Genomic DNA, 22,170 nt, shown 5'->3' on the forward strand with positions numbered 1-22,170 from the left:
GCGGATCGTATGGCGCGGATGGATCGGCTGAATGCCGCGTTCGTGCAGCCGGGGATGCTGGCTTTTGACCTGGGTGCCCATGTGGGGGATCGGACGGCTAGTTTTCTAAAGCTCGGCGCCTCGGTGGTGACGGTGGAGCCGCAACCCTCGGTGTTTCGGGCGTTGCAATTACTCTATGGGCGCGAGCAGCGGGTTAGCCTCTATCAGGCCGCGGTGGGTGATGCGGTGGGGGAGATTGCCCTCCACCTGAATACGGCCAACCCGACCGTCTCAACCGTATCGCCCGATTTGATCACAGCCTCCGCCACGGCTGAACAATGGCAGGGGCAGGTTTGGGATCAGGTGATCAAGGTGCCGGTCATTACCATTGACCAGCTGATTGAGGCCCATGGCCGGCCCCACTTCATCAAGATTGATGTGGAGGGGTATGAGCTGGCGGCGCTGTCTGGCCTTAGCCAACCCGTGCCAGCCCTATCCTTCGAGTTCACCACCATTCAACGGGATGTCGCCGCTGCCTGCATCGATCATCTGGATGGGTACATGTTCAACCTTAGTCTGGGCGAGGAGCACAAGCTTAGGCATGAGCAATGGATCGATGGTGCGGCGATGAAGGCCGAGATCATGGCGCTGCCCATCGCCGCCAACTCCGGCGACATCTATGCCAGATGGGCGGCTGGGGATCCCGGTTGAACGGGACCCCCTGGGATCATTAGGCGCCATATTTGCGTTTGAAGCCGTCGGTGACCTGGGCGATGAAGCTTGGGTCCTTCTCCCGCCAGTAACGGGGATCGCGGATCATGGTGTCCAGATCCGGGTTGCCGCTGGGGCCGGCACCCTGGGTGCGGGCGGCAATGGCGCCTGGGTTAATCGCCTCGCCGGGTTTACCACCGCTGGTCATCATCTGATACATGGCGATGATGCCTGCCTCGGTGGAGGAAAGCGCTTCAACCACAGGCTCTGGCATTTCCTTGCGCGCCCAGGCGAGGATCTGGCGGGAAATCTCACGCCACTTGGCCTCACCACCGAAACGTTCGACCAGACGCTCGAGCTCACGCTCAGCCTGGAACTCGGCTGCCATCTCACGGATCAGCGGCAGGACGTATTCTGCGGCGAGGTCGTAGACGGTTTGCGCCTGGTCTGGGCTAAAACCCGCATCAAAGAGGCGTTGGTTGATATCCGGGTCCGGCTCAAACAGGCCGTTGGGCACGCTGATCGCGTAGTCGGTGGCGCTGGCCGGGGCCCGGGTCGGGCGGTTTCTGACAATTTGCGCTCAAGCTCCAGATAGGATTTGAGCAGGGCATCGACGCGGATTTCCTGGGTCTCAGGGTTCCAGAACTTGGCGGGTACGCCAGGTGGTGGGCCGCTTGGTGCCGCACTGTCTGGCTCGGGCAGCGCGGGGACTTGGGGTGCCGGTGGCAGGGTGTTGGGAAGCAGGGTCTCAGACATGGGGTTCATTCCTATGCTTGGCTTGGGGAAGCGGGGGTGATTGGGGTTGGTTGAGCTGGTGGGGTCGGCGCAGTTGGTGGCACTGGTCGCTGAAGCCCGGCACGCTGCGCCGCAAGGGTGGTCAGATCGGCCTGCATTGAGGCGGGATCGCGCATCAGGTCAGGCGGCACACCTAAGGTCTTGCCGAGCCAACGGGCGGCGGCGGCGGTATCGATCACCGCCTGGCCTTGCGGGCCTAGGGCGCTGGCCGCCTCCAACCAGGTGAGGGTGGATTGCACGGCGCGTTGCGCCTGTGCCTGGGCCAGGGGTGATAGGTGGTCGAGGGTGACGAGGCGCCCGTCGATTGGGATATCCGCCACCTCGCCCCGGCTGCGCAGGATATCAACCGCGCGCAGGATTAGCGGGGTCAGCAACTCTGACTGCAGACGGCCATAGGTGGCGCCTAGGATGCGGGCCATCTCGGCTGACTGCTCCAGCACCTCCGTCGCTGTCATCCGCCTTGCATCCATGGCGGCCAGCCGGTCAATCAACAGGCCATGGCGAATGCGATTGCGTAGATCATCGAGGACGAGTTGGGAGACATCAAACCGACCCGGCATATCGAGTGGCGATAGACCGGCGGAGCCGACTGCCTTTGGAATGATGGCACCTGGCACCAACTCAACCGTGGCGGGGTTTAGGACGCCATCATCCTCCGCCTGCCAAATGCCGGTCACGGCGATGGAGGCGTTTTTGAGGATCAGCTCAACGACCTTATTCGCGGTCTTGATGTCCGGCAGGGACTTCATGACCGGGGACCGGCCATAGATTTCACCAGGGGCCTTCAGCCAGCGGAAGTTGATAAACGGGCTTTCAGCCTGACGGCGGCTGGCCAGCAGCACGGGCCCGCCAGCCTCATCCTCTTCCAGGATTACCTCATGGCGATAGGCGGGGCCGTCGGGTGTCACCGCCTCAATCACCGCCGTGCGTGCTGTGCCAGCCTTATCATCGGCGAGCACTTTGGGCAGCGGTTGGGTTGGGAAACGGGTGGTGAACTGCTCGGCCGTTAGCTCCAGCCGCCTAAAGGTGACGTCCAGGCGGCCGGTTGGCCCCTCTTCCAGAACCAAATCGGCAAGGGGTACGGCGGTAAAGCGGAAGGCGGACATCTCGCCCGGCTGCTCCGGCTCCAGCGCCAGGCAGGCGGTGCCGCCGGTGACCAGATCGAGATAGCATTGGTGCATCTCAACCGCGAAGTTTGAGCGATCGAAATGCGCCTGCAGTCGCTCTGAGATCTTTGAGAGGGCAGGGGCAATCCGCTCGCCTTCCTCAACCGGTAGGTCCGGGCCGGGCACGATGCCAAACCAGCGCGACCAGGGCGGCGTTAGATTGGCGAGCAGGCTGGCCGCCAGCTGATCGACCGCATCGGCGGCGGTGCCGTCATAGACGTCATCATGGAGGCGAGAGCCGGCGGATGATCCAGCGCCAAACTGCGCCCGCTGCGGCAGGGTGAGGTCATAGCATTCCTGCCAATGATCTTCCCAAGGCTGGCGCCGCTTTAGGGCAGCCTCAAACCTGGTTTTCAGCTGTTCGGCGCGGGCGAAATCATCTTCCCCGCCATCTATTAGCATGAGGGGTGGCCCGGTATGGGCCGTGGCCTCTGTTAGTGGTGTGTCGAGCCGGTTCATCGCGCTCACTCCCCAAGCAGGGTTAGGCGCTGGGGCACCAGATCATTGAGGGTCAGCACACCGGTGGAGCCAGTGAGGATCGTGCCGAACCGGCTGCGACGCTGATCAAGGAGGTTGATGATCTTGTCGGTGTCAGCGTCACCGCTGCCCTCACTACCCGTGCCACTATCGCTATTCGTGGCCGGGCTGGCCGGGGTACTGATCGGTGTTGAGACGGGGCTGGGGCTCGGTGATGCGCTAGGCGCCACCGTAGAGCCACCGCCGAAGCTGCTGCTAGAGGAGCCGCCACTAGTTGATGAGAGCTGCTGCAGGTTGTTGAGCCGGGTTTGTAAGTCCAGCTGTGGCAACCGGGGTAGGGCTGGCGGCGTTGGTGGCGGCAGTGGTGCCAAAACAGGGGCCGGTTGTGCCGGTGGGGTCGGCATAACGGGCGGCAGTGGCTCAAGTTGCGGGGTAACGGGTGGCAGCTGCGGCGCTGGTTCGGGCGCGATCAACTGGACGGGGTTAACCGGGCTGGATCGGGAAAATAGACTACCCATGGTGGTGATCTCCTGACGCTAAGGCGGGGATGGGGGTTCGTGCTGGGTGCGGTGTCGGCAGAAGTGCCTGACCCGCTGAGATGCTGGCGTTCTGTTGGCGTTGCAGATGCCGGAACAGCTGGTAGGGGGTAACAATCAGCGGGTTATGCAGGCCAATTAGCCGTTTGACCGCCTCAACACAGGACAGAATGGCGGGCGGTGCTTGCGAGGCTGGGCGGGTTACGTGCTCTGCCTCAATCACTGTCATCTGTGGGTTGGCGGCATAGAGCAGGGGCAGATCAACACTGCTCGACACATCCAGGGATTGGACCTCGAAATAGCCCGAGAGCGGCTCAAACACCGTCCAATGGCGTCCGTTATCGATCAGGGCGAAGCAGTGGCGGAAGCCCGGCTTGAGGATGCGCAGCCAGCGCAGCTCAGTCTCACCTGAGAACACGATGAAGATGCGTGGTTGCGGTTCCTGACTGCTGGCCGCGCTCATGGCACGATGCCCTTCATCCGCAGCATTGGTTCAATGCGCATCAGTGCCTCTTGCCAAAGGCCGTAAGCTTTACGCTCGCGATCCCGGCGTGGGTCTGGTGGGCTGCCCCGACGGCCGTAGAAGTTCAGGACGCGCAGATGGTCGGCAAACAGGCGGCGTTGTCGATACAGGCGATCAACCACCCGGAGGATGTCGAGGGGCTCGCAAGGGCGGGGTAGGCTGCCAGCACCGGCCACGATGCGGGCGCCGCTCTGCCGTGCCTCATAGGCGGCGATGAACCAGAACCATGCCTCCTCGGCATCGGTGAATTCCAGGGTCTCGGCACCCGTATAAGAAGATTTTGATAAGAACTTATTCTTATAAGTTGTATTGTCGTGTATTGACGGTTTAGAAGGGGTCTTAGGGGTAGAAAGTGCTGATGACATACGAGTAAGTCTCCAAATAGGAATAAATGCCTTATTGCAGCGCCTCTGCAACAAGTCAACAAAAAAGGAAAATATGCCTATATGAAATTCCGTAGGCGTATGGGAAATTAAACCTATGTTTACCCATGGAGATATTTGGCGCGGGATCGATCGCCTGGCACAAAGCCGGGGCATGAGCCCATCTGGCCTGGCTAAAAAGGCTGGGCTCGACCCAACCACGTTTAATAAGAGCAAGCGGACCACGGGATCAGGCAAAAGCCGTTGGCCATCAACGGAGAGCCTGTCGAAGATTTTGGAGGCGACCGGTGCCTCGCTAGCGGAGCTTGTTGGCCTCATCGAAGAGCGGCAACCGGCACGCAGCCAAATCCCGCTGATCGGCTTTGCAGAGGCCGGACAGCAAGGGTTTTTCGACGATGGCGGCTTCCCGGCGGGTGCTGGCTGGGACCTGGTTGAGGCCCCCAGTATCGATGATGAGCACGCCTATGCGCTGGAGGTTAGCGGCCATAGTATGGAGCCCGCCTTTGGCCCTGGTGACATCCTGATCGTCTCACCTGGTGCTACGATCCGACGGGGTGACCGGGTGGTAGTGAAGACGCAAGGTGGCGAGGTAATGGCCAAGGAGCTAGTCCGCCAGACGGCCACGAAGATCGAGCTGAAGAGCATCAACCCGGATCACGAAAACCCGGTTTTGGCCTTGAGTGATGTTGAGTGGATGGCGCGCATTCTGTGGGCTAGCCAATAGCTATCTCGGCACCTAAATTGACAATATAAGAATATAAACCTATTTTGCTGATGTTCTTCCAGCAAAAGCGAGGTTTTATGTTCGAGATGCCCGATAACGGCCTGGACCCGCACCCGACAACCAGCCTGCTGCGTCGCCATGGTTCTGGTGATCAGGCGGAGCCCCTGATCCAACAGATCGGGGATCGAATGATCCGGCAAATCCACTATGCGATCTGCCAGCGCCGTCGGAAGATGACGGCAGCCCGGGCCGGCAAGGACGACAAGCTGCGATCCCTATCTGGTGGCCTTCAACATTACGCATTGGAAGATCGGCGACACCGCAGCGGTACCGCAGAGTTGGTCGAAGCCGTCGTCTAGGCTTTGCCGCTCTCTGTTCTTCGCGGTAGGTTGCGGCAACGATGATCTGCTCAACAAAAAGCAATAAGGGGAGACGGCGGTGAAAGGTCGAATGGTCCATTACATTGATGGCGAATGGCATAGCGGGAATCCCTCAGTTATCGGGCCCGCAACCCATGGGTTTTGGATGTCATCGGTGGTGTTTGATGGGGCCCGCTGGTTTGAGGGCGTCGCCCCTGATCTTGACCTGCATTGTCAGCGCGTCATCCACTCTGCCGAGGCCATGGGCCTGGAACCCGCCATCAGCGCTGAGGAGATTGAAGCCTTGGCTGCTGTCGGGTTGCAGGAGCTGGATACTGAAGAGGCGGTCTATATCCGCCCCAGCTTCTACGCTGAGTCTGGTTTCGTCGTACCGGAGATGGGCTCCACCAAGTTCATCCTGACTATGTATGAATCCCCGTTGCCGGATTTTGAGGCTGGCTTCTCCGCTTGCCTGTCTGATCGGACAAAGCCAACACCGATGGCCGCGCCAACCAATGCGAAGGCCTCGTGCCTTTATCCCAATGCAGCCCTCGCCATTAAGGCCGCCACCGATCGCGGATTCACCAACGCGGTAATGTGCGACCCCATGGGTAATGTGGCGGAGTTCGCCTCAGCCAACCTCTTCATGGTGACAGATGGCGTGGTGCATACGGCGGCGGCCAATGGCACGTTCCTCAACGGCATCACCCGGCAACGGGTGATTGGCCTGCTCCGCGATGATGGGTTTGAGGTGATTGAGGGCCGCATCACCACCGATGAGCTTGAGCGGGCGGATGAGATTTTCTGTACCGGCAACTACCCAAAGGTTCTGCCGCTAACCCGGTACGAAACCCGTGCCCTGCCGGTTGGGCCCGTGGCACGCCGGGCCCGCAGCCTGTACTGGGATTTCGCCTATAGCCGCGGAAAACTGGCGGCTTGAGCGGCTTCTGACCACTTACCAAACCCTGATTTGGAACATCGTTTGCTTGAATACGATTGAAGCTAAGCTGCCCAACCCGCATATTGTTCCATGCAGGGCAGTGAAATGGCAGGGTCGCTAGAGAACCAGAAGGGTGGCTCAGATGTCGTCAACCATGCAAGCAAGCGCGGGGGTTATGAACCGTCAGTTCTATCCCGCCGGTACCCTAATTTTTGAAGAGGGTGATCAGGGGGATTACCTCTACGTGGTCAAATCTGGCCGGGTGGAGATCTTCCAGCATCGGCCAGAGGGCAAAATCATCATCGGCACCGTCGGTGCGGGTGAGCTGTTTGGCGAGATGGCCCTGGTTGATGGTGAGCCGCGCATGGCGTCGGCCCGTACCATCCAGGATTGCGAGTTGATGCTCGTCTCCGGCGCTAGCTTCCGTGATCACCTTAGTGAGACAACCCCCTTCATCCGGGCGGTGATGGGCATTCTGGTTAAGAACCTCCGCAGTGTGGATCGTTGGCATAACCAGCGAATTGTTAAAGATGAGGATGAGCCCTTAATCCTCGATGCCATAACAACGGAAGATGGCTGATCAAACCCGACGGAAACTGCTATTTGGCCTCGCCGCTGCGTTCACGCTCGGCGCGCCATCGCTTGCCCAGGCTCAATCCCGTATCCCAACCCAGGATGGCCGCGACCCGCAGCGCCAGCGTTTAGAACGTCAGCAGCGCCAGCAACAGGACGCGCTGGACCAGGCGCGGGAACGCCGCCAACAACTGCGCCAGCGGCAAGACAACCTCCGCCGCCTCGGTGAAGCCCGGCAGGAGCAGCTGCGGCAACGGCTGGATAGCATTCAAGAATCTGTTCGTGACCAACAGAACCAGCGCCTCGGCACTGCACGGCAGCAGCGCAATGTGCTGCGCGATAGCGACCGCATCCGGCGCTTGGAACAATCTGATGATCAACGGCGCGCCCGCACATCTGGCAGCCGGGCCACCCAGCGTAATCAGCGCAACCAGGTTGATCGCCTGCAATCCCAGCGTAGTCGCAGCACCCGCATTCAGCGTGAGGCAGCGTCGAACCGCTTCCTAAGCCAGCGGCACTTCCGATCCCGCCAACAGCGCGGCCGTTAGGTGTGATCCCCCCTGAACCGCGTATCGTCACGGTTCAGGGAGGCATTCACCTGTTTATGCGGCGGTCTCGCTAACCAGGGCACCGTCCAGCGCTTGCTGGATCAGCTCTTTGGTCTCTTCAATACCGTAGAGCTTCACGAAGGACCCAAAGCGTGGCCCCTGATCCTGGCCAAGCAGGACCTGATAGAGCGCCTTAAACCAATCGCGTAGTGGCTCAAACCCATGGGTTTTACCGATGGAGAAGATCGCGGTTTGGATTTCCTCGGTCTCCATCTCCTGGGTCAGCTCACCCAGTGCTTTTAACAGATCCTCAAACGCGGCGCGCTCCTGATCTGTTGGTGCGCGGTAGGCTTTCTCCGGCTTCACGAAGTCCTGGTAATAGGTGACCGCATATTCGGTCAGCTTATCCAAGAATGGCGCGTTTTCTGGCGTGGCCTCAGGCGCGTAGCGCTTGATGAAGCCCCAAAGCACGGCCTTATCATCCGCGTTCACCACTGATGCGAGGTTCAGCAGGATGGCAAAGCTTAGATGGTTTGGTTCTGCCGGTGGGTTGCCATTGTGGATGTGCCAGGCCGGGTTCTCCATCTGCTTGGCTGTTTCTTCACCTGGGAACTTCTCGGTGAAGGTCAGATACTCATCGACAGCCTTCGGGATGACATCGAAATGCAGCCGCTTTGCTTGGCGTGGCTTCTGCCACATATAGAGCGCCAGGCTCTCATCCGGGGCATAGCGGAGCCATTCTTCAACCGACAGGCCGTTGCCTTTGGATTTGGAGATCTTCTGACCTTCCGAATCTAGGAACAGCTCATAGTTGAAGCCCTCTGGCGGCTTTGACCCCATGATCCGGGTGATCTTGGAGGAGACCTTCACACTCTCGATCAGGTCTTTGCCCGACATCTCATAATCAACGCCGAGGGCATGCCAGCGCATGGCCCAATCGGGCTTCCACTGCATCTTCACATTGCCGCCGGTGACCGACAGCTCAACTTTCTGACCGTCGACGTCTTCAAAGACGATGGTCCCGGCATCCGGCTTGGTCTCAAGGATTGGCAACTGCAATACCTCACCGGTGGAGGGCGAGATCGGCAGGAAGATGGAGTAGGTCGCGCGCCGCTCTGGCCCCAGGGTTGGCAGCATCACGCCCATGATCTCGTCATAGCGTTCTAGGGCCGTTTGCAGTGCCTCATCGAACATGCCCGCCTTGTAGCAATCGGTGGATGAGTAGAAATCATACTCAAAGCCAAACTGGTCCAAGAACGCCTTCAGCCGATCGTTGTTATGGCGACCAAAGCTGTCATGGGTGCCGAAGGGATCTGGCACGACGGTGAGCGGCTTATTCAGGTGCTGCTGCAGCAGTTCCTGGTTCGGCACGTTGTCCGGGACCTTACGCAGGCCATCCATGTCATCAGAGAAACAGATGAGCTGTGTCGGTAAGTCCGACAAACGTTGGAAGGCCTGGCGCACCATGGTGGTGCGGACCACCTCACCAAAGGTGCCGATATGCGGTAGGCCGGATGGGCCATAGCCGGTTTCGAAGATGACCTTGCCACTCTTCGGCGGCGTCTTCTCAAACCGCTGCACGAGTTTTCGTGCTTCCTCAAACGGCCAGGCGCGGGCGTTTTGGGCGAGCTCTCTCTCGGTTTGTGCGGTCATCGTTCAATCTCGTGGATTTCGGGTTTCAAGAATGGTCTGGCCTGATTAGTGCCAGACCGGCGCATTGCTTAAACCATCGCTGCGGCTTAAGGCTAGTGATGATGTGGGGCGACCCCAATCCCGTGACCATCAATCAGTCCGCTCTCTTGTCTGATCAGTCGAACAACCTGCCGGCCTCGACGCCCAATCCACTGACCCAACTGCCCGTCATGGTGATGGGTGCCGCGGGTCCGTTGCGCCGCGCGGTGACGGGCGAGATTGCCAAGCTCTCAATCGCCGAGGCGCGGGATAAGCTGACCGCCGAGCCACATCTGATCTGCCATGGCCGTGCCATCGGTCGACGGCTGGAAATGAAGGGCGTTGCCCCTGGCTTTGATCTGCTGGAGCTCTTTGCCTTCTGCCGCCCGGCGCAGTTCTGCCTGCCGACGGTTGGTGGTTTGGCGGAGTTGCTTGACCTTACCAAGCCCGCGCCCGGTGATATGGACGCACAGTTCGAGGCGATGCCGCTGATCGGTCATGCCTTGCTTGAGGAGTTGGCCGCGCCGATGCGCGGTGACCGGGACATCGCTGGCCCCATTGCCTTTGCCATGGCGGAGGGGGGCTGGCCTTGGGGCAAGCTGGTGCTGGACCGGTTGGGCATGAACGGGCCACCCACCGGCCAGGATTTGTTTAACGCCTTTGCCGTTTGGCGCCGGGCCCCGGAATGGGAAGACCGGGCACCGCCACCGCCGCCGGGCAATGATGCGGTGGACCCGCCCGCCGCCCGAACCCAGCTGGATCGATTGCTGGCAGCGAGGGGCGGTCAACGTGAGGCACGGCCCCAACAGGCAGACTATGCCAGCGCGACGGCCGCAGCTTTCCGCCCCCGCGCGGCAGAGGGTGAACCGAACGTTATACTTGCCGAGGCAGGCACCGGTGTGGGGAAAACGCTCGGTTACTTGGCGCCTGCCACCCTGTGGTCGCAGATGAATGAAGGGCCGGTGTGGGTTGCCACCTACACAAGGAACCTGCAGCGCCAGATTGATGATGAGCTGCAGCGCTTGTCGGAGATGGTGCCGCCCGAGCAGGTGGTCGTGCGCAAGGGGCGGGAGAACTTTTTATGCCTGCTGAATTTTGAGGAGGCGATCCAGCGCATCGCCACCACGCCTCAGAACGCAGTACCGCTTGGTTTGCTAACCCGTTGGGCGAGTGCCAGCCGGGATGGCGCACTGGTCGCCGGGGATCTGCCGGGCTGGCTTACGGATCTGGCTGGCCGGTCCCGGACGGCGGCGCTCGCCGATAAGCGGGGCGAATGTATCTATGCCGCCTGCCCGCACTATCGCCGCTGTTATATCGAACGCAATACCAGGGCGGCGAAACACGCCCGTGTCGTTGTCGCGAACCACGCGCTGGTGCTCTACCACGCCGCCACGGCCGCCCAAGAGGCGATCGAGGCGATGCCCACCCATTATGTGTTTGATGAGGGGCACCACCTATTCGATGCCGCCGACAGCGCATTTGGCATCGCGCTGACAGCGCAGGAAGCCGCCGAACAGCGGCGTTGGCTGTTAGGCGCTGAAACCGGTCGCAGCAGCCGGGCCCGTGGCCTTGCCCGCCGGGTTGAGGATTTGCTGGCCGGGGATGAGGAAGGCCTGGCCGCCATGGATGCCGCGCAGGAAGCAGCGCGCACCCTGCCCAGCCAGGGCTGGCAAAAGCGGTTGGGTGAGGATGGCGCCAAAGGGGCGGGGGAGCGTTTCTTCGCCGCCGTGCGTGACCATGTCTACACCCATGCCGGTGGTAAGGAGAGCCCGTACGATCTTGAGGCCCCGCCGCTACCCATGACCCCAGCGCTGATTGAACAGGCGCGTGGCTTTGCCGATGGGCTGGGTCGGTTGATCGATCCACTCTCCACGATCAAGCGCCGCCTGATCCGCCTGATGGATGAGCGGGCGGAGGATTGGGATACTGATACCAGGCAGCGGGCTGATTCCCTGGCGCGTGGGATTGAACGGCGGGTTGAGCAGACCTATCGCGGCTGGCGTATGGGCCTAGTTACCCTGGCTGACTTTGCAGAAGCGTCAGCGGGTATCAGCAACGATAACCCAGCCAGCGCTGACCCCGGCCTCAGCGGTGCTGTGATTGATGAGAAGTTTGTCGATTGGTTTGCGGTATCGCGGATTGAAGGACGGGATATCGATATCGGCTATCACCGACATTGGGTTGATCCAACCGAGCCAATGGTTGAGACGGTACTGACCCACGCCCAGGGCGCGGTCGTCACCTCCGCCACCCTTACCGATGGCGGGGCTAAGCCCATTGCCGGTGAAGAGGATCAGGACGCGCAGCGCTGGGTGGCGGCGGAGCGGGTTAGCGGTGCCAATCACCTGCCCATTACACCTGTGCGTGCGCGCGTTCGCTCCCCCTTTGATTACCCATCGCAGACCCGTGCCTACATCGTCACCGATGTGAACAAGCACGATATGGATCAACTGGCGACCGCCTATCGCGCGCTGTTTGAGGCGTCGGGCGGTGGGGCGCTGGGGCTGTTCACCGCCATCCAACGTTTGCGGGCGGTGCATGGGCGTTTAGCACCAGCAATGGAGGCAGCGGGGCTACCACTTTATGCCCAGCACGCCGATGGTATCGACCCCTCCACCCTCGTTGATATCTTCCGGGGTGAGCGGGATGCTTGCCTGCTTGGCACCGATGCGATTCGAGATGGTGTGGATGTGCCCGGTGATGCCTTAAGGCTGGTGGTCTTTGACAGGGTGCCATGGCCACGGCCCAGCCTGATCCATAAGGCTAGGCGTCAACGATTTGGCGGCCAGGCCTATGATGATGAGCAGATACGCCTCCGCCTGCGTCAGGCCTTTGGACGTTTGATCCGGCGCGGTGATGATCGAGGGGTGTTTGTGATGTTGGACAGCGCCGTGCCATCCCGCCTGCTGCCTGCCTTCCCAGAGGGGGTTGAGGTCCAGCGGGTTGGCCTGTCAGCGGCGATTGCCGGCGTTCGGGATTTCGTCAGTAGCCAGTGATTTGGCAATGGGCGTAAGCGGGCAACAAAAAAGCCCCGGGCGATGCCGGGGCTGTTTTTGTTTGTCTATCGCTGACTTACGCGAGGCGCAGGAACCGGGCAATGGCCAGGGCAGCGTCTTTGGTGCGAAGCATTGAGGTCAGACGACCTTCATCCAGTGGCAGCCACTCAGATGGCTCACCATGGCTCAGCATTTCCAGGGTCGCGGCACCACGATCAGGACCGTTGATGGCGAAGGTCAGGCGGCGCTGAACGCCGGTTGCTTCACTGCCGATCAGAATGGTTTGATTGCCGTTGTCGTTGCTGGTATTGTCCAAGCGGGCAACCCAACCGTGAGACTGGCGCAGGGCGTCGTTGAGGGCAGCACCAAAGACGGGCCACACTTTATCCTCAGCACCACCAACTTCACCGGCCATCACGCCGTCATTGGCTGCGGTTTGCAGTTCCACAACGAAATCGCGGACTGGCATCGCTTCACCGTGGCTGATCCAGTTGCCGTTCTCATCAGCGCTCTGGGCCTCAAGGGTCCAAGGGCTGGTGTCGCGGGTGAGGATCAGGCGCTCTTCCATACCGCCAATGCGGTAGAAGGTGACCGCACTGATGCTGTCAGGCTGGTAACCATTTTCAGTGCCAGGCAGGTATCCTTGGCGGCGTAGGAAGCCAACCAGGGCGGCCATGAACTGACCCATTTCGTCGTTATTTTGTTCTAGGGGGCGGGCAAGATTCATTGTCTGTCGCGGTTGTGTGTTGCGGTCCTGGCGACGGTTGTACGGGCGTGCCGGTTGAAGCGCGCGCCGTTGGGGAGCGTGGAAGTAACGTGGCAACGATTGCATTGTTCTCTTCTTTTTTGTTGCACGGCCTTTTGTGTACCGCCGTTTTCCGGCGAGCCACTTGGGGGGAGACCGATTGTGTTTCCGCTTGAGCGTGGGGGCTCTGTTTGTCGCCAAATTGGCTTTTTATTAAGTTTTGGTGACAGCCGAAGCTATCAGCCGTTTTCCTAACGATGGGTCAAGAAAGAAGCGAGGGTCCGGCCAAAAGTTTTTAGCCCGGAGCCAAACTGTGTCGTGGATAACGCCCGTGCAGGTGTGGATAGGAACTCCTGCAGCTGAGTCATCGCACAATCTTTGGTGCATTCGCAGACCAGTTTAGACACTGGTTTCTGCTTAATTAGAATCCCATCAGCTTCACGTAGGCAGGCGTTTAAACCAGCCTTACCAAGCATCAGCCGCCGACCATCAAGGGAGGGGTCGAGCGAGGTTACGCGAAGTTCGAGGGCACCATGGCGGTTCTCAATCCAGCGGCAGAAAGTTTGGTTCTGATGCGCGCGGAGAGATGCCAGCGTGGCGCCGAGACGACGTAGACGGGGACCAACAGGGCTCACACTGTCGAGATGTGGGCCATGGGTGACAAAGCTGTTGATTGAACCCTGCCAAAGCACCCGCCACTCATCACCGTCGAAGCGCTCAAACGTCATAAACGGGGTTACTTCCCATTGTGAGACGGTGAGGCGACGGTTGGTGTCACCAACCAGGTAGTAAACGTCACGACCGCCATGGCCATAGAGCGTGCGGCTATCGCAGAGATAGCCGAGATCGGCGATGCGAGCCTCGACCTGCTCAAGCAGGTGGGCGTTGTCGTTGACGGTCTCTTGAACCTGTTGACCAGCGTCAAGCGGGGAGAGCTTGGCGTCTTGGTTTGCAGGACCGGTAACCGGTGCTGCTTGTGCTGGCAGTGCTGCCATTGGATGGCTCCTTAACGTCGTTCTCTTTTATCTTTGGGCCTTGGCGTTACCAGTTTGGCGACGGTGCTGCCGGGGCCAGATCACGGGTTTTACCCGCCTTATTATTAGTTTTCGTCGTTATCGTTTTTCAGCGGTTTTCCTAGGGTTTCAGCCCCAGGTCTCTCGCTGTGATCGTCAACCTGTCATCCCTTTTTGAAAGACAGGAGCCAAATAAATGAGAAGGACGGATAACGAAATGATTGAGATCAAAGTTGATACAAATATTGCGGCAGATGTTGCACCAACATGCGCATTGTAACGTTGCGCCACGACAAAGGTCAGGGCGCCGGTGGGCAAAGCGGCTAAAACCAGCGCCGCTGCCTCCCAATAGGGATCTAACGGCACAAACTGGACAATCAGCCACCAGGTCGCCAGGGGCTGGACCACCAGTTTTAGGAAGGAAAGCCAAAGCGCTTCCCAGATGCCCTCGGTCAGCTTTTGACCGGCCAGGAACAGGCCAATCGCGAAGAGGGCGCAAGGCCCAGCGGCGGCCCCCAGCAATCGACAGAACCGCTCAATCGGCTCTGCTAGCCCCACTTGCAGGAGGGCGAGCGCAATGCCAATTGCCGATCCGATCACCAGCGGGTTTTTAAGCAAGGCGATTGTGATGTCCCGGGCGATGGTCAGTGGTGGCTTTCCGCCGCCGGCAAATGCCTCAAGGGTCACAACCCCAACCGCGACCATCACCGAACTCATAATAACCGTGGCGATAATCACCGGCGGCAGGCCAGCCTCACCCACCAAAGCGATGAAAAGCGGGATGCCCATATAGCCGGTATTGGGGAAGCTGGCTTTGAGCGCCTGCATGGCGATAGCCTCCCCCGGCTGACGCCGAACAATGGCGACGATGGCGCCCACTATATAGGTGAGGGCCATGCCACCGCAGAACACCGCAATAAATGGCAAGTGGAGGATTTGTGCTAAGGGCGCTTCCGTCAGGCTGACGATCAGCAATGCGGGAAGGGCGAAGGCGTAGACGAATTGGTTTAGCGCCACGCTACCGTCACTGCCCAACAGCCCGGAACGGCCTGCAAACCAGCCAGCAAAGATGATGGCGAAAACCGGCAATGTAACGGTGATGACGATATCCATGGGGCCATGGCGTTACGTGGCTACCGTGCCGGGGTCAAGCGACCCGTGGTTGGATCAATCACATCTGGTGACACTATTGGCAATTGACCCTGCCCCTACCGACCGGGCATTTAAGCGGTGACTGATACCCCCGCTCTCGCCCGACTGTTCTTGCCAACTGTTCTGGTCTTTAGGGCAGACCCCCAACATAGGTCCGATCTCACCATGTCTGATTTGTCCAATATCGGTATTCACCGCGCGCTGCTGTTTCTGATGGTGGTCACCTCGGCCGCTGATGGCGATATGAGCGACCGTGAGATCTCTGCCATCGGTGAGAGCATTCGCCTGCTTCCCGTCTTCGCTGATTTCGATACCTCGCAAATTGGCCAGATCGCCAATGAGTGCGTGGACATCCTGCAGGAAGAGGGTGGTTTGGATACCGTGCTTGGCCTGGCACGCGATGCCCTTAACCCATGGCGCCTGCGTGAGACGGCCTACGCCCTGGCTTGCGAGATTTCAGCGATGGATGGCCCGCTCACCGATGAAGAGACGCGCCTGCTTGAGATCATTCGTATTGAGCTTGAGCTGGGTCGCCTATCGGCCGCCGCGATTGAGCGTTGCGTTCGTGCCCGGCACACCACGCCAGAGAATGCCGGCGCCTAATCGCCGGGTCTCGCTGCCACTTCTCAATTCAGTTCTCGATAAAGTCTTTGCCACAGGCACGCCGTAAGCGGTCGAGATCAGCCCCCGCGTAGCTGCCGCCCGAGCGGCAAAGCGCTGCGAAGTCTTGCTTCGTGTAGCGTTTGGCCGCCCAGTGATCACCGCTGGGCGGGATGTCGTCATCACTGATCGCGCAATGTTCGGCGATGGCGGCGAACATCTCAACCGCCGCACCAAAGACCAGATCGCCCATGTTGTTGAGGTCTGGTTGCACTGGCAGGTCAAAGCGGCTCACCCGCAAAATGGCGCCGGTATCAACCTTTGGCGCCATTTCATGCGCGGTGATCCCATAAGCCGTTGCACCATCCCAGATCGCAAAGCTCTCTGGATAGCTGCCCGGGTATTCTGGTGGCCCTGGGTGAATGTTGTAAGCAGCGCTGGGCAGGGCATCCAAGATCGCCGCTGGCACGATAACGCCGGTCAGGAAGGCGATAATTCTAGTGCTATCCATCCGGCCTTCTAGCGCCCGTTCCATGCCCGCCCGATCCTGCGCATCCGAGACGGTCAGCGTTGGGTTGCGGGTGGTCAGGAAGGTCCGAAAGTGGGGGGCTTCCCGTTCACCGGTAAGGAGGAGGATATGGCTCGGCAAGGTCTGTCCCGGTTGAATGGTTTGGCGCTATCGGTAGGCTGGCGCGGCCAGGCCAATCTGGCAATATGCGGCTCACCGCATGCCGTAATGGAGAAGATCACATGACCGAGAGACGACACATTTCATCAGGCTCAGAGTTTGAGGCAGCCATTGGCTACTCGCGGGCGGTGGTCGATGGTGATTGGGTTTTTGTCGCTGGCACCACCGGCTTTGATTATGCGGCCATGACCATCTCCGATGACGTGGTCGACCAGTGCGAACAGACCTGTAAAAATATCGAATCGGCCCTGAAACAAGCGGGTTGCAGCACCGACGATGCGGTCAGAGTTCGCTATATCTTGACCGATGCGGAATTGTTTGAGCCCTGTTGGCCAGTCCTCCGGCGGTACTTTGGTACCGCAAGGCCCGCCGCCACAATGATCGTTGCTGGCCTGCAAGACCCTAGAATGAAAATAGAAATTGAGGTTACTGCCCGCCGTCAGGGCACTTGAACACCTCGTTTTTATCGCTGGTCAACGCTGCTTACGTGAGTATCGCTTTCGGGTGGCCGCTTGCGGTGGCCGCGAAGCGCCGTGTTATCCTGGCGCAACAGTTCGACAAAGTGCAGGTATGTCGTGGCGTTCTTACTTAATGATTTGGGCGGTCAAATTGGTTTCGGGACTAACTTCCTGGAACGAAATGATGACGGGTCTACCCAGGCCATCGACATCACGCCGGTGTTTGAGAATGGCCTAGATCTCTTTGGCCAAGTTTATAATGAGATCTACGTTAACAATAACGGCTCGATCACCTTTGACGCGCCGCGTTCAACCTTTACGCCGGATGCCATCACTGCGGTTAGCAACAACCCAGAGTTCACGCCATTCTTTGCGGATGTGGACACCCGTTTGCCGACGGGTGTTGGGGATGTTGGCCCGGGTACGGTTACGCCGACACCAGGCGGTAACTCCCAAGGAACCAACCTAGTCTGGTACGAGCTAGACACCAATAGTGACCGGATTGTTGTCACCTGGGATGACGTTGGCTTCTTTAGCTCTGATATCTCACTACTGAACGCGTTTCAGCTCGTGGTGACCAAGGTTGGTGACCAGGATTTCAATATTGAATTCCGATATGAGGACATCAATTGGACCACCGGTGATGCGTCAGGTGGTGTTGATGGCCTGGGCGGCACAATTGCGCGGGCTGGCTATACCGCAGGTGATGGCGAAAATTTCTTCGAACTCCCCGCGTCTGGTGATCAATCTCAGATGCTGCTGCTTGAGCAATCACAGGGCAACACTGGCGTCGCTGGACTATGGCAGTTTGACTTCCGTGACGGTGAGGTTGTTGATCCGAGCGATCAATTCACTGGCGGCGGCGGTAGCGATGAAATTCGTGCCGGTGAGGGTAATGACACGATCTTTGGCCTGGCTGGCGAAGACGTGCTCTACGGTAACCAAGATGACGACGTGATCTATGGCAATCAGGATTATGACATCCTGTTTGGTGGCCGGGGTAATGATACGCTGTATGGCGGCCAGGATGGCGATATCCTGGTTGGTGGCGTTCAAAACGATGTCTTCTACGGTAACCAGGGGCCCGACACGATGTTTGGCCAGGGCGGCGCCGATGTGTTCTTCATCGGCCCTGACATCGATCTGATCCCCGACTTCAATCCCGCGTTAGACCGTGTCGATGTCCTTGATGATATTGGCCTGCCGGAGAAGTTTAACCTGCTGCGCCCCACTTTGGATGGCGACACCTTTGTCTTTTACAAGGGCGGCGGCGTGATTCTGCAGGGGCTCGCATTTGAAGATGCGACGATCGATATCTTTTTGTAGCGATCCCATGGATCTGGATTGCCCGCTAACCGTGTTAGCCAGGCAAATCAGCTCGCTCACTAAAGCTCAGCTGTATCCCTGCCTCTCCAGGCCATTATTAGCCTGTTGAAATTTCATTGTTCTTTAATGATCCCCGGCGGGCCTGATCGTAAATCTTTCATCATCTGGTGCTACGGTTCATTCATCGGTCAATTTTGACCGTCAATCGCACTGTCCTGTGCGGTTTAGCGGATATTGGCAACCGCATCTGCGACCCAGCTTTTAGGGGTCTCCTGGTTGTCGGTAATGATGATGTTGAAAGCCCCCGGCTAGGTTTATGCGTTCAATTGCAATCTCGGGTAAGCCCGAATTTCTAAAACCTGTCAGCGCTGCTGGCGGCACAGATTTTAAGCCACTTTTTGATCTCGACGGTGATTACGACCTCAAGACGGAACTGGCCCCGCATATCGCCAAGGCTAATGGCTATGTCATCCTGCCTGGTGCTGATCCGCTGCTCACCACCTCGCTTTTCATCGATTACCAGTTCCAAGCACCGGCCGTTCGCGGCAAGCCTCTGGTCATTTATTCACCAGATGATGCGCCGAGCCCCTATATCGGTTTGATCCGAACTCTGCGTGACCGCGGCTTTGTCCATCAGCCGGAAAAACAGTTTTTCACCGTTGCCAAGACCCTCGATGAAATCCCAGCCAAGCTGGATGAGGGCATTTGGATGCCGGAGCTTAACCCGGCTGATGATCACGAGCATGATCCGGAATACATGGATCTGGTCGATGAGTTGAATGCCAAGGGTGCGGATAAGGTTCGCCCCAACCTGAACGTGGCGGTCTTTACCTCTGCCTCAACCAAAGATCCATCCATGCTGCAGCTGGCCCGTAAGACCGGGCAGCTATTGGCTGAGAATGGCTACGGCATGGTGTTTGGTGGCTCTAACGTCTCCATGATGGGGCAGGTCGCCGCTGGGGTTCATGATCGCGATGGTTACGTCACCGGCGTCACCACCGGCCTATTCTTCGGCAAAGAGCTGAAGGTTGCCCAGAAAGACGAGATCAACATCGACAACATCCGCATCGCGGATGACATCTATGACCGTATGGACGACATGATCCGGCAGTCAGACGCCCTTGTCGTTCTGCCCGGCGGCATTGGAACCGTTCAGGAAATGCTCGCCGTCATGCATATGCGGGAAAATGATCCCAGCCTGCATGGCCGCCCGGTCATTCTCTATAATGAAGAGGGCTTTTGGGACGATCTTCAGGATGTGCTGAAGGACTATGGCTATGAGCCTGGCAACCACTTCCATGTGGTGGATAATCAGCGCGATCTCGACAAGACCCTGGAGCGTACTATCGGCCGTGATAATGGCCCTGCCATCGACGCTACGGGTCAGCAGCCGCTGATCACTGGTGATGCTGATACGGAACGGCGCCTGTCTAGCTGGCGCCGCCGAAATGGCGGGGACACCCGGAACACCGGAAGTCAGCGCCTTACCAGCGGGCCGGATCAACCGCGCCAGCAGGTAAATGGCCCAGACCAATCCGATGTGGATCGCCGACTGACCGATCGCCGCCGGGGTAACGATCGCCGTGACCCGAGGCCTGGTGGCTAATTGATGGCGAAGGTTCTGGTTTCGGGCAGCGCGCCCGCTGGTATTACAGCAAACCAATTGACCGGTGACCGCCGTCACCGACTGCTAGGCGATCTGGCAGACGACTACGAATTCCATAAAGAGCTAGAGACACGCATGGAGACGGCGGACGCCTATGTCTTCATGCCCGATGCTGACCCTATGCTGGCCATGTCAGTCTTGGTGGCAAAGCGGATTGAGCCCGATCTCTATTGGGACAAGCCGGTCGTCTTTGTTGAAGAGAATGGCAAGCGGCATCCGCTGGCTCGCCTGTTTGAAGACATGTCGGCCCGTGGCTTGGCGAAAGAGAAACCGGATGAGGTGTTCCAACTCGCCAATGGTATCGGCCAAGTGCGCGACGTTATCGGCGTCATTAATGAGGCAAAGCGGAAGCCGCCACCTCAACCAAAACCTGCTGGTGAGCCCGACTTCAAGCCACCAACATCGGCACCGGGCGGCGCCCTTCATCTGCCCAATAGTGGCTGTAAACCCGAAGCGACTCTGCCCGATGTAACGATCGCGGTTTATTGCTCGGCCTCAACTAAGGATGAGGCGGATATCGCGCTCGCAACCCGTACCGGCGATGAGATTGGCAAACGCGGCTGGGGCATGACCTATGGCGCGGGCAACGTCTCAATGATGGGGGCTGTTGCGCGTGGGGCGATTGCCCATGGCACCTGCGTCCACGGGGTTACCACCGAACAGGTCTGGCGCAACAACGGTGAGTTGGCGACTGACGACAAGAACCTACCGATGACCAGCCTGAGCCTTACCCAGGACATCTATGAGCGCATGTATCAGATGTTCATGCCGGAGCCGGACAAGCCGGTGAAAGGTGTGATGGTCCTGCCGGGTGGTGCCGGGTCCAGCCAAGAAATGTTTGCGATGCTACAGCTTCGTAAGGCAGAGCCGCTGTTCAAGGATGTGCCGTTGGTGATCGTTAATCACAACGGAGCTTGGAACGAGCTGATCAAATCAGCGGAAGAATACGGCCTTAAAGCCGGTGCAGACTTCCACGTCTTTGATGATGAGCGGGAGGCGATGCCGTTCCTGGATCGTGAAGTGGCCAAGCTTGATGCCCGCCCCGACTGGCCTTATCCGCCAGCGGCTGGCGATATCGATCAGGTTGCCAAACGCCTCGGTGGTTGGCGTTCAGACAAGCGCCCTGGCCAGGGTCCCGATATCGATGATGGTAGCGGTCCGAAGGGGCCGCGCGATGGTGGGCAGCCGGCGCCTTAGCGCCTTACCTTCACATAACCAACTTACACGTGATTAGGGTATTTTCCGCCGTGGCGCCTGATCCGGGCCGCCCGGGTCATCGGAGTTGGCTGGTGGGCCAATCTGTGGCTTCGGCGGCTGGTACTCTGCGTCACCAGCTTTCAGCCGTGCTGCCTGTTCCTCAACCGGCTTGAAGTGGTCGGTTCTGGGGTCGGCCCATTTGAACTTACCCTTGGCGGCTAGCTCTGGATCCGGATCGACCGTGACCAGGCGAACATCAACCGGTCCGCCCAAATCTTCCTCGCGCTTATCGAGGATTTCTTTGCCATCCATGATGTCCACCGCCCAATTGCGGGCAAAGCGATCATCCACATCCAGTGAGCTGGTGGTGGAGACAAAAGTGCTGATCCCAGTGCGTGAAATTTTACGGGCACATCGTGGACAGCTGGAGTGGGTCGCGTAAACGCCCAGATATTTGGTTGGAACCGGGGGCGTTTCGCCATTGTTCACCCGGCGCATAAAGTCGTCGAGCACCGTCTCCTCAGCATGGGCGATGTTCTTATCTTTGCGGTCCCGGTCCGCGCGCATCTCGTCATCGGTCATATGGATGCCGGAGGCGAAACTGTTGGCGGCCTTGCCTAGGATTTCACCGGTGCGGATATCGAACAGTACAGCGGCAACCTTGGTGGTCCGCTGCGAGCTGTAGGGCTGCATCTCTTGTGCCGCCGCGATAATCGCTTCCATGTTTGGGATTGGGTCGGTATCGCCACCGCCCTGGGCGCGCCAACGGGCCAGGTTCGCGCCAATGGCTGGCGTCGCATCGTCTGGTTTTGGTGGATCGCCGTCTGGGCGATCATCAAGTGGCGTGCTCATCTCTAATGTCGGCATCGGCACTGCGATGCTCAAGTCCTTCTCTCGAGGGCGCAAACCGCCCCTGGGACAACCCATAATAGCCTAAAAATGTT

At 59.1% G+C, this 22,170-nt stretch carries 22 protein-coding genes and 1 pseudogene; 12 read left to right on the forward strand and 11 right to left on the reverse strand.

Going from position 1 to position 22,170, the window contains the following annotated elements:
- Positions 1–9 precede the first annotated feature (9 nt).
- Entirely contained in the window at positions 10–690 is a 681-nt protein-coding gene (locus KI792_09170; protein ID MBV6633188.1) for an FkbM family methyltransferase, read from the forward strand.
- A gap of 19 nt (positions 691–709) precedes the next feature.
- On the opposite strand, the pseudogene KI792_09175 reads toward KI792_09170, so the two are convergent.
- The 5 genes and pseudogenes from KI792_09175 to KI792_09195 form a co-directional block, all read right to left on the reverse strand.
- A pseudogene (locus tag KI792_09175) lies at positions 710–1,446 on the reverse strand (hypothetical protein).
- Between the two features lie 11 nt (positions 1,447–1,457).
- On the reverse strand, positions 1,458–3,053 hold the full coding sequence (locus KI792_09180) for a head-tail connector protein (protein MBV6633189.1): 1,596 nt from the start codon (positions 3,051–3,053) through the stop codon (positions 1,458–1,460).
- Between the two features lie 62 nt (positions 3,054–3,115).
- The gene (locus KI792_09185; GenBank protein ID MBV6633190.1) at positions 3,116–3,646 is read right to left on the reverse strand and encodes a hypothetical protein; all 531 of its coding nucleotides are present in this window, start codon (positions 3,644–3,646) and stop codon (positions 3,116–3,118) included.
- Entirely contained in the window at positions 3,639–4,127 is a 489-nt protein-coding gene (locus tag KI792_09190; protein ID MBV6633191.1) for a hypothetical protein, read from the reverse strand. The genes KI792_09185 and KI792_09190 overlap by 8 nt, the downstream gene beginning before the upstream one ends.
- The gene (locus KI792_09195) at positions 4,124–4,552 is read right to left on the reverse strand and encodes a hypothetical protein (protein ID MBV6633192.1); all 429 of its coding nucleotides are present in this window, start codon (positions 4,550–4,552) and stop codon (positions 4,124–4,126) included. The genes KI792_09190 and KI792_09195 overlap by 4 nt, the downstream gene beginning before the upstream one ends.
- A gap of 115 nt (positions 4,553–4,667) precedes the next feature.
- On the opposite strand from KI792_09195, the gene KI792_09200 reads away from it, so the two are divergent.
- The 5 genes from KI792_09200 (at position 4,668) to KI792_09220 (ending at position 7,714) form a co-directional block, all read left to right on the forward strand.
- Positions 4,668–5,294: a helix-turn-helix transcriptional regulator gene (locus tag KI792_09200; GenBank protein MBV6633193.1), complete on the forward strand. Its 627-nt coding sequence runs from the start codon at positions 4,668–4,670 to the stop codon at positions 5,292–5,294.
- 77 nt (positions 5,295–5,371) lie between these two features.
- Positions 5,372–5,653 carry a hypothetical protein gene (locus KI792_09205; protein ID MBV6633194.1) on the forward strand — a complete coding sequence of 94 codons (282 nt, stop codon included), beginning with the start codon at positions 5,372–5,374 and terminating at the stop codon, positions 5,651–5,653.
- A gap of 91 nt (positions 5,654–5,744) precedes the next feature.
- A complete protein-coding gene (locus KI792_09210) occupies positions 5,745–6,593 on the forward strand; it encodes a branched-chain amino acid aminotransferase (protein ID MBV6633195.1) in 849 nt (282 codons plus the stop codon).
- Between the two features lie 142 nt (positions 6,594–6,735).
- Complete coding sequence (locus tag KI792_09215; GenBank protein MBV6633196.1) at positions 6,736–7,173, forward strand: Crp/Fnr family transcriptional regulator; 438 nt, start codon at positions 6,736–6,738, stop codon at positions 7,171–7,173.
- The gene (locus KI792_09220) at positions 7,166–7,714 is read left to right on the forward strand and encodes a hypothetical protein (GenBank protein MBV6633197.1); all 549 of its coding nucleotides are present in this window, start codon (positions 7,166–7,168) and stop codon (positions 7,712–7,714) included. The genes KI792_09215 and KI792_09220 overlap by 8 nt, the downstream gene beginning before the upstream one ends.
- Positions 7,715–7,768: 54 nt before the next feature.
- Here the strand turns inward: KI792_09220 and KI792_09225 are convergent, their stop codons facing one another.
- Entirely contained in the window at positions 7,769–9,367 is a 1,599-nt protein-coding gene (locus tag KI792_09225) for a lysine--tRNA ligase (GenBank protein MBV6633198.1), read from the reverse strand.
- A 122-nt stretch (positions 9,368–9,489) separates the two neighbouring features.
- Between KI792_09225 and KI792_09230 the strand changes: the two genes are divergently transcribed.
- Positions 9,490–12,381, forward strand: a complete 2,892-nt coding sequence (locus KI792_09230; GenBank protein ID MBV6633199.1) for an ATP-dependent DNA helicase — start codon at positions 9,490–9,492, stop codon at positions 12,379–12,381.
- A gap of 76 nt (positions 12,382–12,457) precedes the next feature.
- Here the strand turns inward: KI792_09230 and KI792_09235 are convergent, their stop codons facing one another.
- The 3 genes from KI792_09235 to KI792_09245 form a co-directional block, all read right to left on the reverse strand.
- Positions 12,458–13,057: a hypothetical protein gene (locus KI792_09235; GenBank protein MBV6633200.1), complete on the reverse strand. Its 600-nt coding sequence runs from the start codon at positions 13,055–13,057 to the stop codon at positions 12,458–12,460.
- A 320-nt stretch (positions 13,058–13,377) separates the two neighbouring features.
- Positions 13,378–14,121 carry a hypothetical protein gene (locus tag KI792_09240; protein MBV6633201.1) on the reverse strand — a complete coding sequence of 248 codons (744 nt, stop codon included), beginning with the start codon at positions 14,119–14,121 and terminating at the stop codon, positions 13,378–13,380.
- 174 nt (positions 14,122–14,295) lie between these two features.
- Positions 14,296–15,252, reverse strand: coding sequence for an AEC family transporter (locus KI792_09245; GenBank protein ID MBV6633202.1), 957 nt, complete (start codon positions 15,250–15,252; stop codon positions 14,296–14,298).
- Positions 15,253–15,456: 204 nt separating this feature from the next.
- On the opposite strand from KI792_09245, the gene KI792_09250 reads away from it, so the two are divergent.
- On the forward strand, positions 15,457–15,894 hold the full coding sequence (locus KI792_09250) for a tellurite resistance TerB family protein (protein MBV6633203.1): 438 nt from the start codon (positions 15,457–15,459) through the stop codon (positions 15,892–15,894).
- Between the two features lie 28 nt (positions 15,895–15,922).
- Here the strand turns inward: KI792_09250 and KI792_09255 are convergent, their stop codons facing one another.
- Complete coding sequence (locus tag KI792_09255) at positions 15,923–16,540, reverse strand: hypothetical protein (protein ID MBV6633204.1); 618 nt, start codon at positions 16,538–16,540, stop codon at positions 15,923–15,925.
- 101 nt (positions 16,541–16,641) lie between these two features.
- Between KI792_09255 and KI792_09260 the strand changes: the two genes are divergently transcribed.
- The 4 genes from KI792_09260 (at position 16,642) to KI792_09275 (ending at position 21,226) form a co-directional block, all read left to right on the forward strand.
- On the forward strand, positions 16,642–17,031 hold the full coding sequence (locus KI792_09260) for a RidA family protein (protein MBV6633205.1): 390 nt from the start codon (positions 16,642–16,644) through the stop codon (positions 17,029–17,031).
- Positions 17,032–17,790: 759 nt separating this feature from the next.
- A complete protein-coding gene (locus tag KI792_09265; GenBank protein ID MBV6633206.1) occupies positions 17,791–18,363 on the forward strand; it encodes a hypothetical protein in 573 nt (190 codons plus the stop codon).
- 316 nt (positions 18,364–18,679) lie between these two features.
- The gene (locus tag KI792_09270) at positions 18,680–19,969 is read left to right on the forward strand and encodes a TIGR00730 family Rossman fold protein (protein ID MBV6633207.1); all 1,290 of its coding nucleotides are present in this window, start codon (positions 18,680–18,682) and stop codon (positions 19,967–19,969) included.
- A 3-nt stretch (positions 19,970–19,972) separates the two neighbouring features.
- Positions 19,973–21,226: an LOG family protein gene (locus KI792_09275; GenBank protein ID MBV6633208.1), complete on the forward strand. Its 1,254-nt coding sequence runs from the start codon at positions 19,973–19,975 to the stop codon at positions 21,224–21,226.
- 33 nt (positions 21,227–21,259) lie between these two features.
- Here the strand turns inward: KI792_09275 and KI792_09280 are convergent, their stop codons facing one another.
- Entirely contained in the window at positions 21,260–22,078 is an 819-nt protein-coding gene (locus KI792_09280; GenBank protein ID MBV6633209.1) for a hypothetical protein, read from the reverse strand.
- Positions 22,079–22,170: the final 92 nt, after the last annotated feature.

The sequence above is a fragment of the Alphaproteobacteria bacterium SS10 genome (assembly GCA_019192455.1).
Lineage (GTDB): Bacteria > Pseudomonadota > Alphaproteobacteria > TMED2 > TMED2 > TMED2.

Bases quoted from the DNA above. Each gene is read 5' to 3' on its own strand.
- KI792_09170 (MBV6633188.1), top strand. From the start codon at position 10: ATGGCGCGGATGGATCGGCTGAATGCCGCGTTCGTGCAGCCGGGGATG.
- KI792_09180 (MBV6633189.1), bottom strand. From the start codon at position 3,053: ATGCTAATAGATGGCGGGGAAGATGATTTCGCCCGCGCCGAACAGCTG.
- KI792_09185 (MBV6633190.1), bottom strand. From the start codon at position 3,646: ATGGGTAGTCTATTTTCCCGATCCAGCCCGGTTAACCCCGTCCAGTTG.
- KI792_09190 (MBV6633191.1), bottom strand. From the start codon at position 4,127: ATGAGCGCGGCCAGCAGTCAGGAACCGCAACCACGCATCTTCATCGTG.
- KI792_09195 (MBV6633192.1), bottom strand. From the start codon at position 4,552: ATGTCATCAGCACTTTCTACCCCTAAGACCCCTTCTAAACCGTCAATA.
- KI792_09200 (MBV6633193.1), top strand. From the start codon at position 4,668: ATGTTTACCCATGGAGATATTTGGCGCGGGATCGATCGCCTGGCACAA.
- KI792_09205 (MBV6633194.1), top strand. From the start codon at position 5,372: ATGTTCGAGATGCCCGATAACGGCCTGGACCCGCACCCGACAACCAGC.
- KI792_09210 (MBV6633195.1), top strand. From the start codon at position 5,745: ATGGTCCATTACATTGATGGCGAATGGCATAGCGGGAATCCCTCAGTT.
- KI792_09215 (MBV6633196.1), top strand. From the start codon at position 6,736: ATGTCGTCAACCATGCAAGCAAGCGCGGGGGTTATGAACCGTCAGTTC.
- KI792_09220 (MBV6633197.1), top strand. From the start codon at position 7,166: ATGGCTGATCAAACCCGACGGAAACTGCTATTTGGCCTCGCCGCTGCG.
- KI792_09225 (MBV6633198.1), bottom strand. From the start codon at position 9,367: ATGACCGCACAAACCGAGAGAGAGCTCGCCCAAAACGCCCGCGCCTGG.
- KI792_09235 (MBV6633200.1), bottom strand. From the start codon at position 13,057: ATGGCCGCCCTGGTTGGCTTCCTACGCCGCCAAGGATACCTGCCTGGC.
- KI792_09240 (MBV6633201.1), bottom strand. From the start codon at position 14,121: ATGGCAGCACTGCCAGCACAAGCAGCACCGGTTACCGGTCCTGCAAAC.
- KI792_09245 (MBV6633202.1), bottom strand. From the start codon at position 15,252: ATGGATATCGTCATCACCGTTACATTGCCGGTTTTCGCCATCATCTTT.
- KI792_09250 (MBV6633203.1), top strand. From the start codon at position 15,457: ATGTCTGATTTGTCCAATATCGGTATTCACCGCGCGCTGCTGTTTCTG.
- KI792_09260 (MBV6633205.1), top strand. From the start codon at position 16,642: ATGACCGAGAGACGACACATTTCATCAGGCTCAGAGTTTGAGGCAGCC.
- KI792_09265 (MBV6633206.1), top strand. From the start codon at position 17,791: ATGCTGCTGCTTGAGCAATCACAGGGCAACACTGGCGTCGCTGGACTA.
- KI792_09270 (MBV6633207.1), top strand. From the start codon at position 18,680: ATGCGTTCAATTGCAATCTCGGGTAAGCCCGAATTTCTAAAACCTGTC.
- KI792_09275 (MBV6633208.1), top strand. From the start codon at position 19,973: ATGGCGAAGGTTCTGGTTTCGGGCAGCGCGCCCGCTGGTATTACAGCA.
- KI792_09280 (MBV6633209.1), bottom strand. From the start codon at position 22,078: ATGAGCACGCCACTTGATGATCGCCCAGACGGCGATCCACCAAAACCA.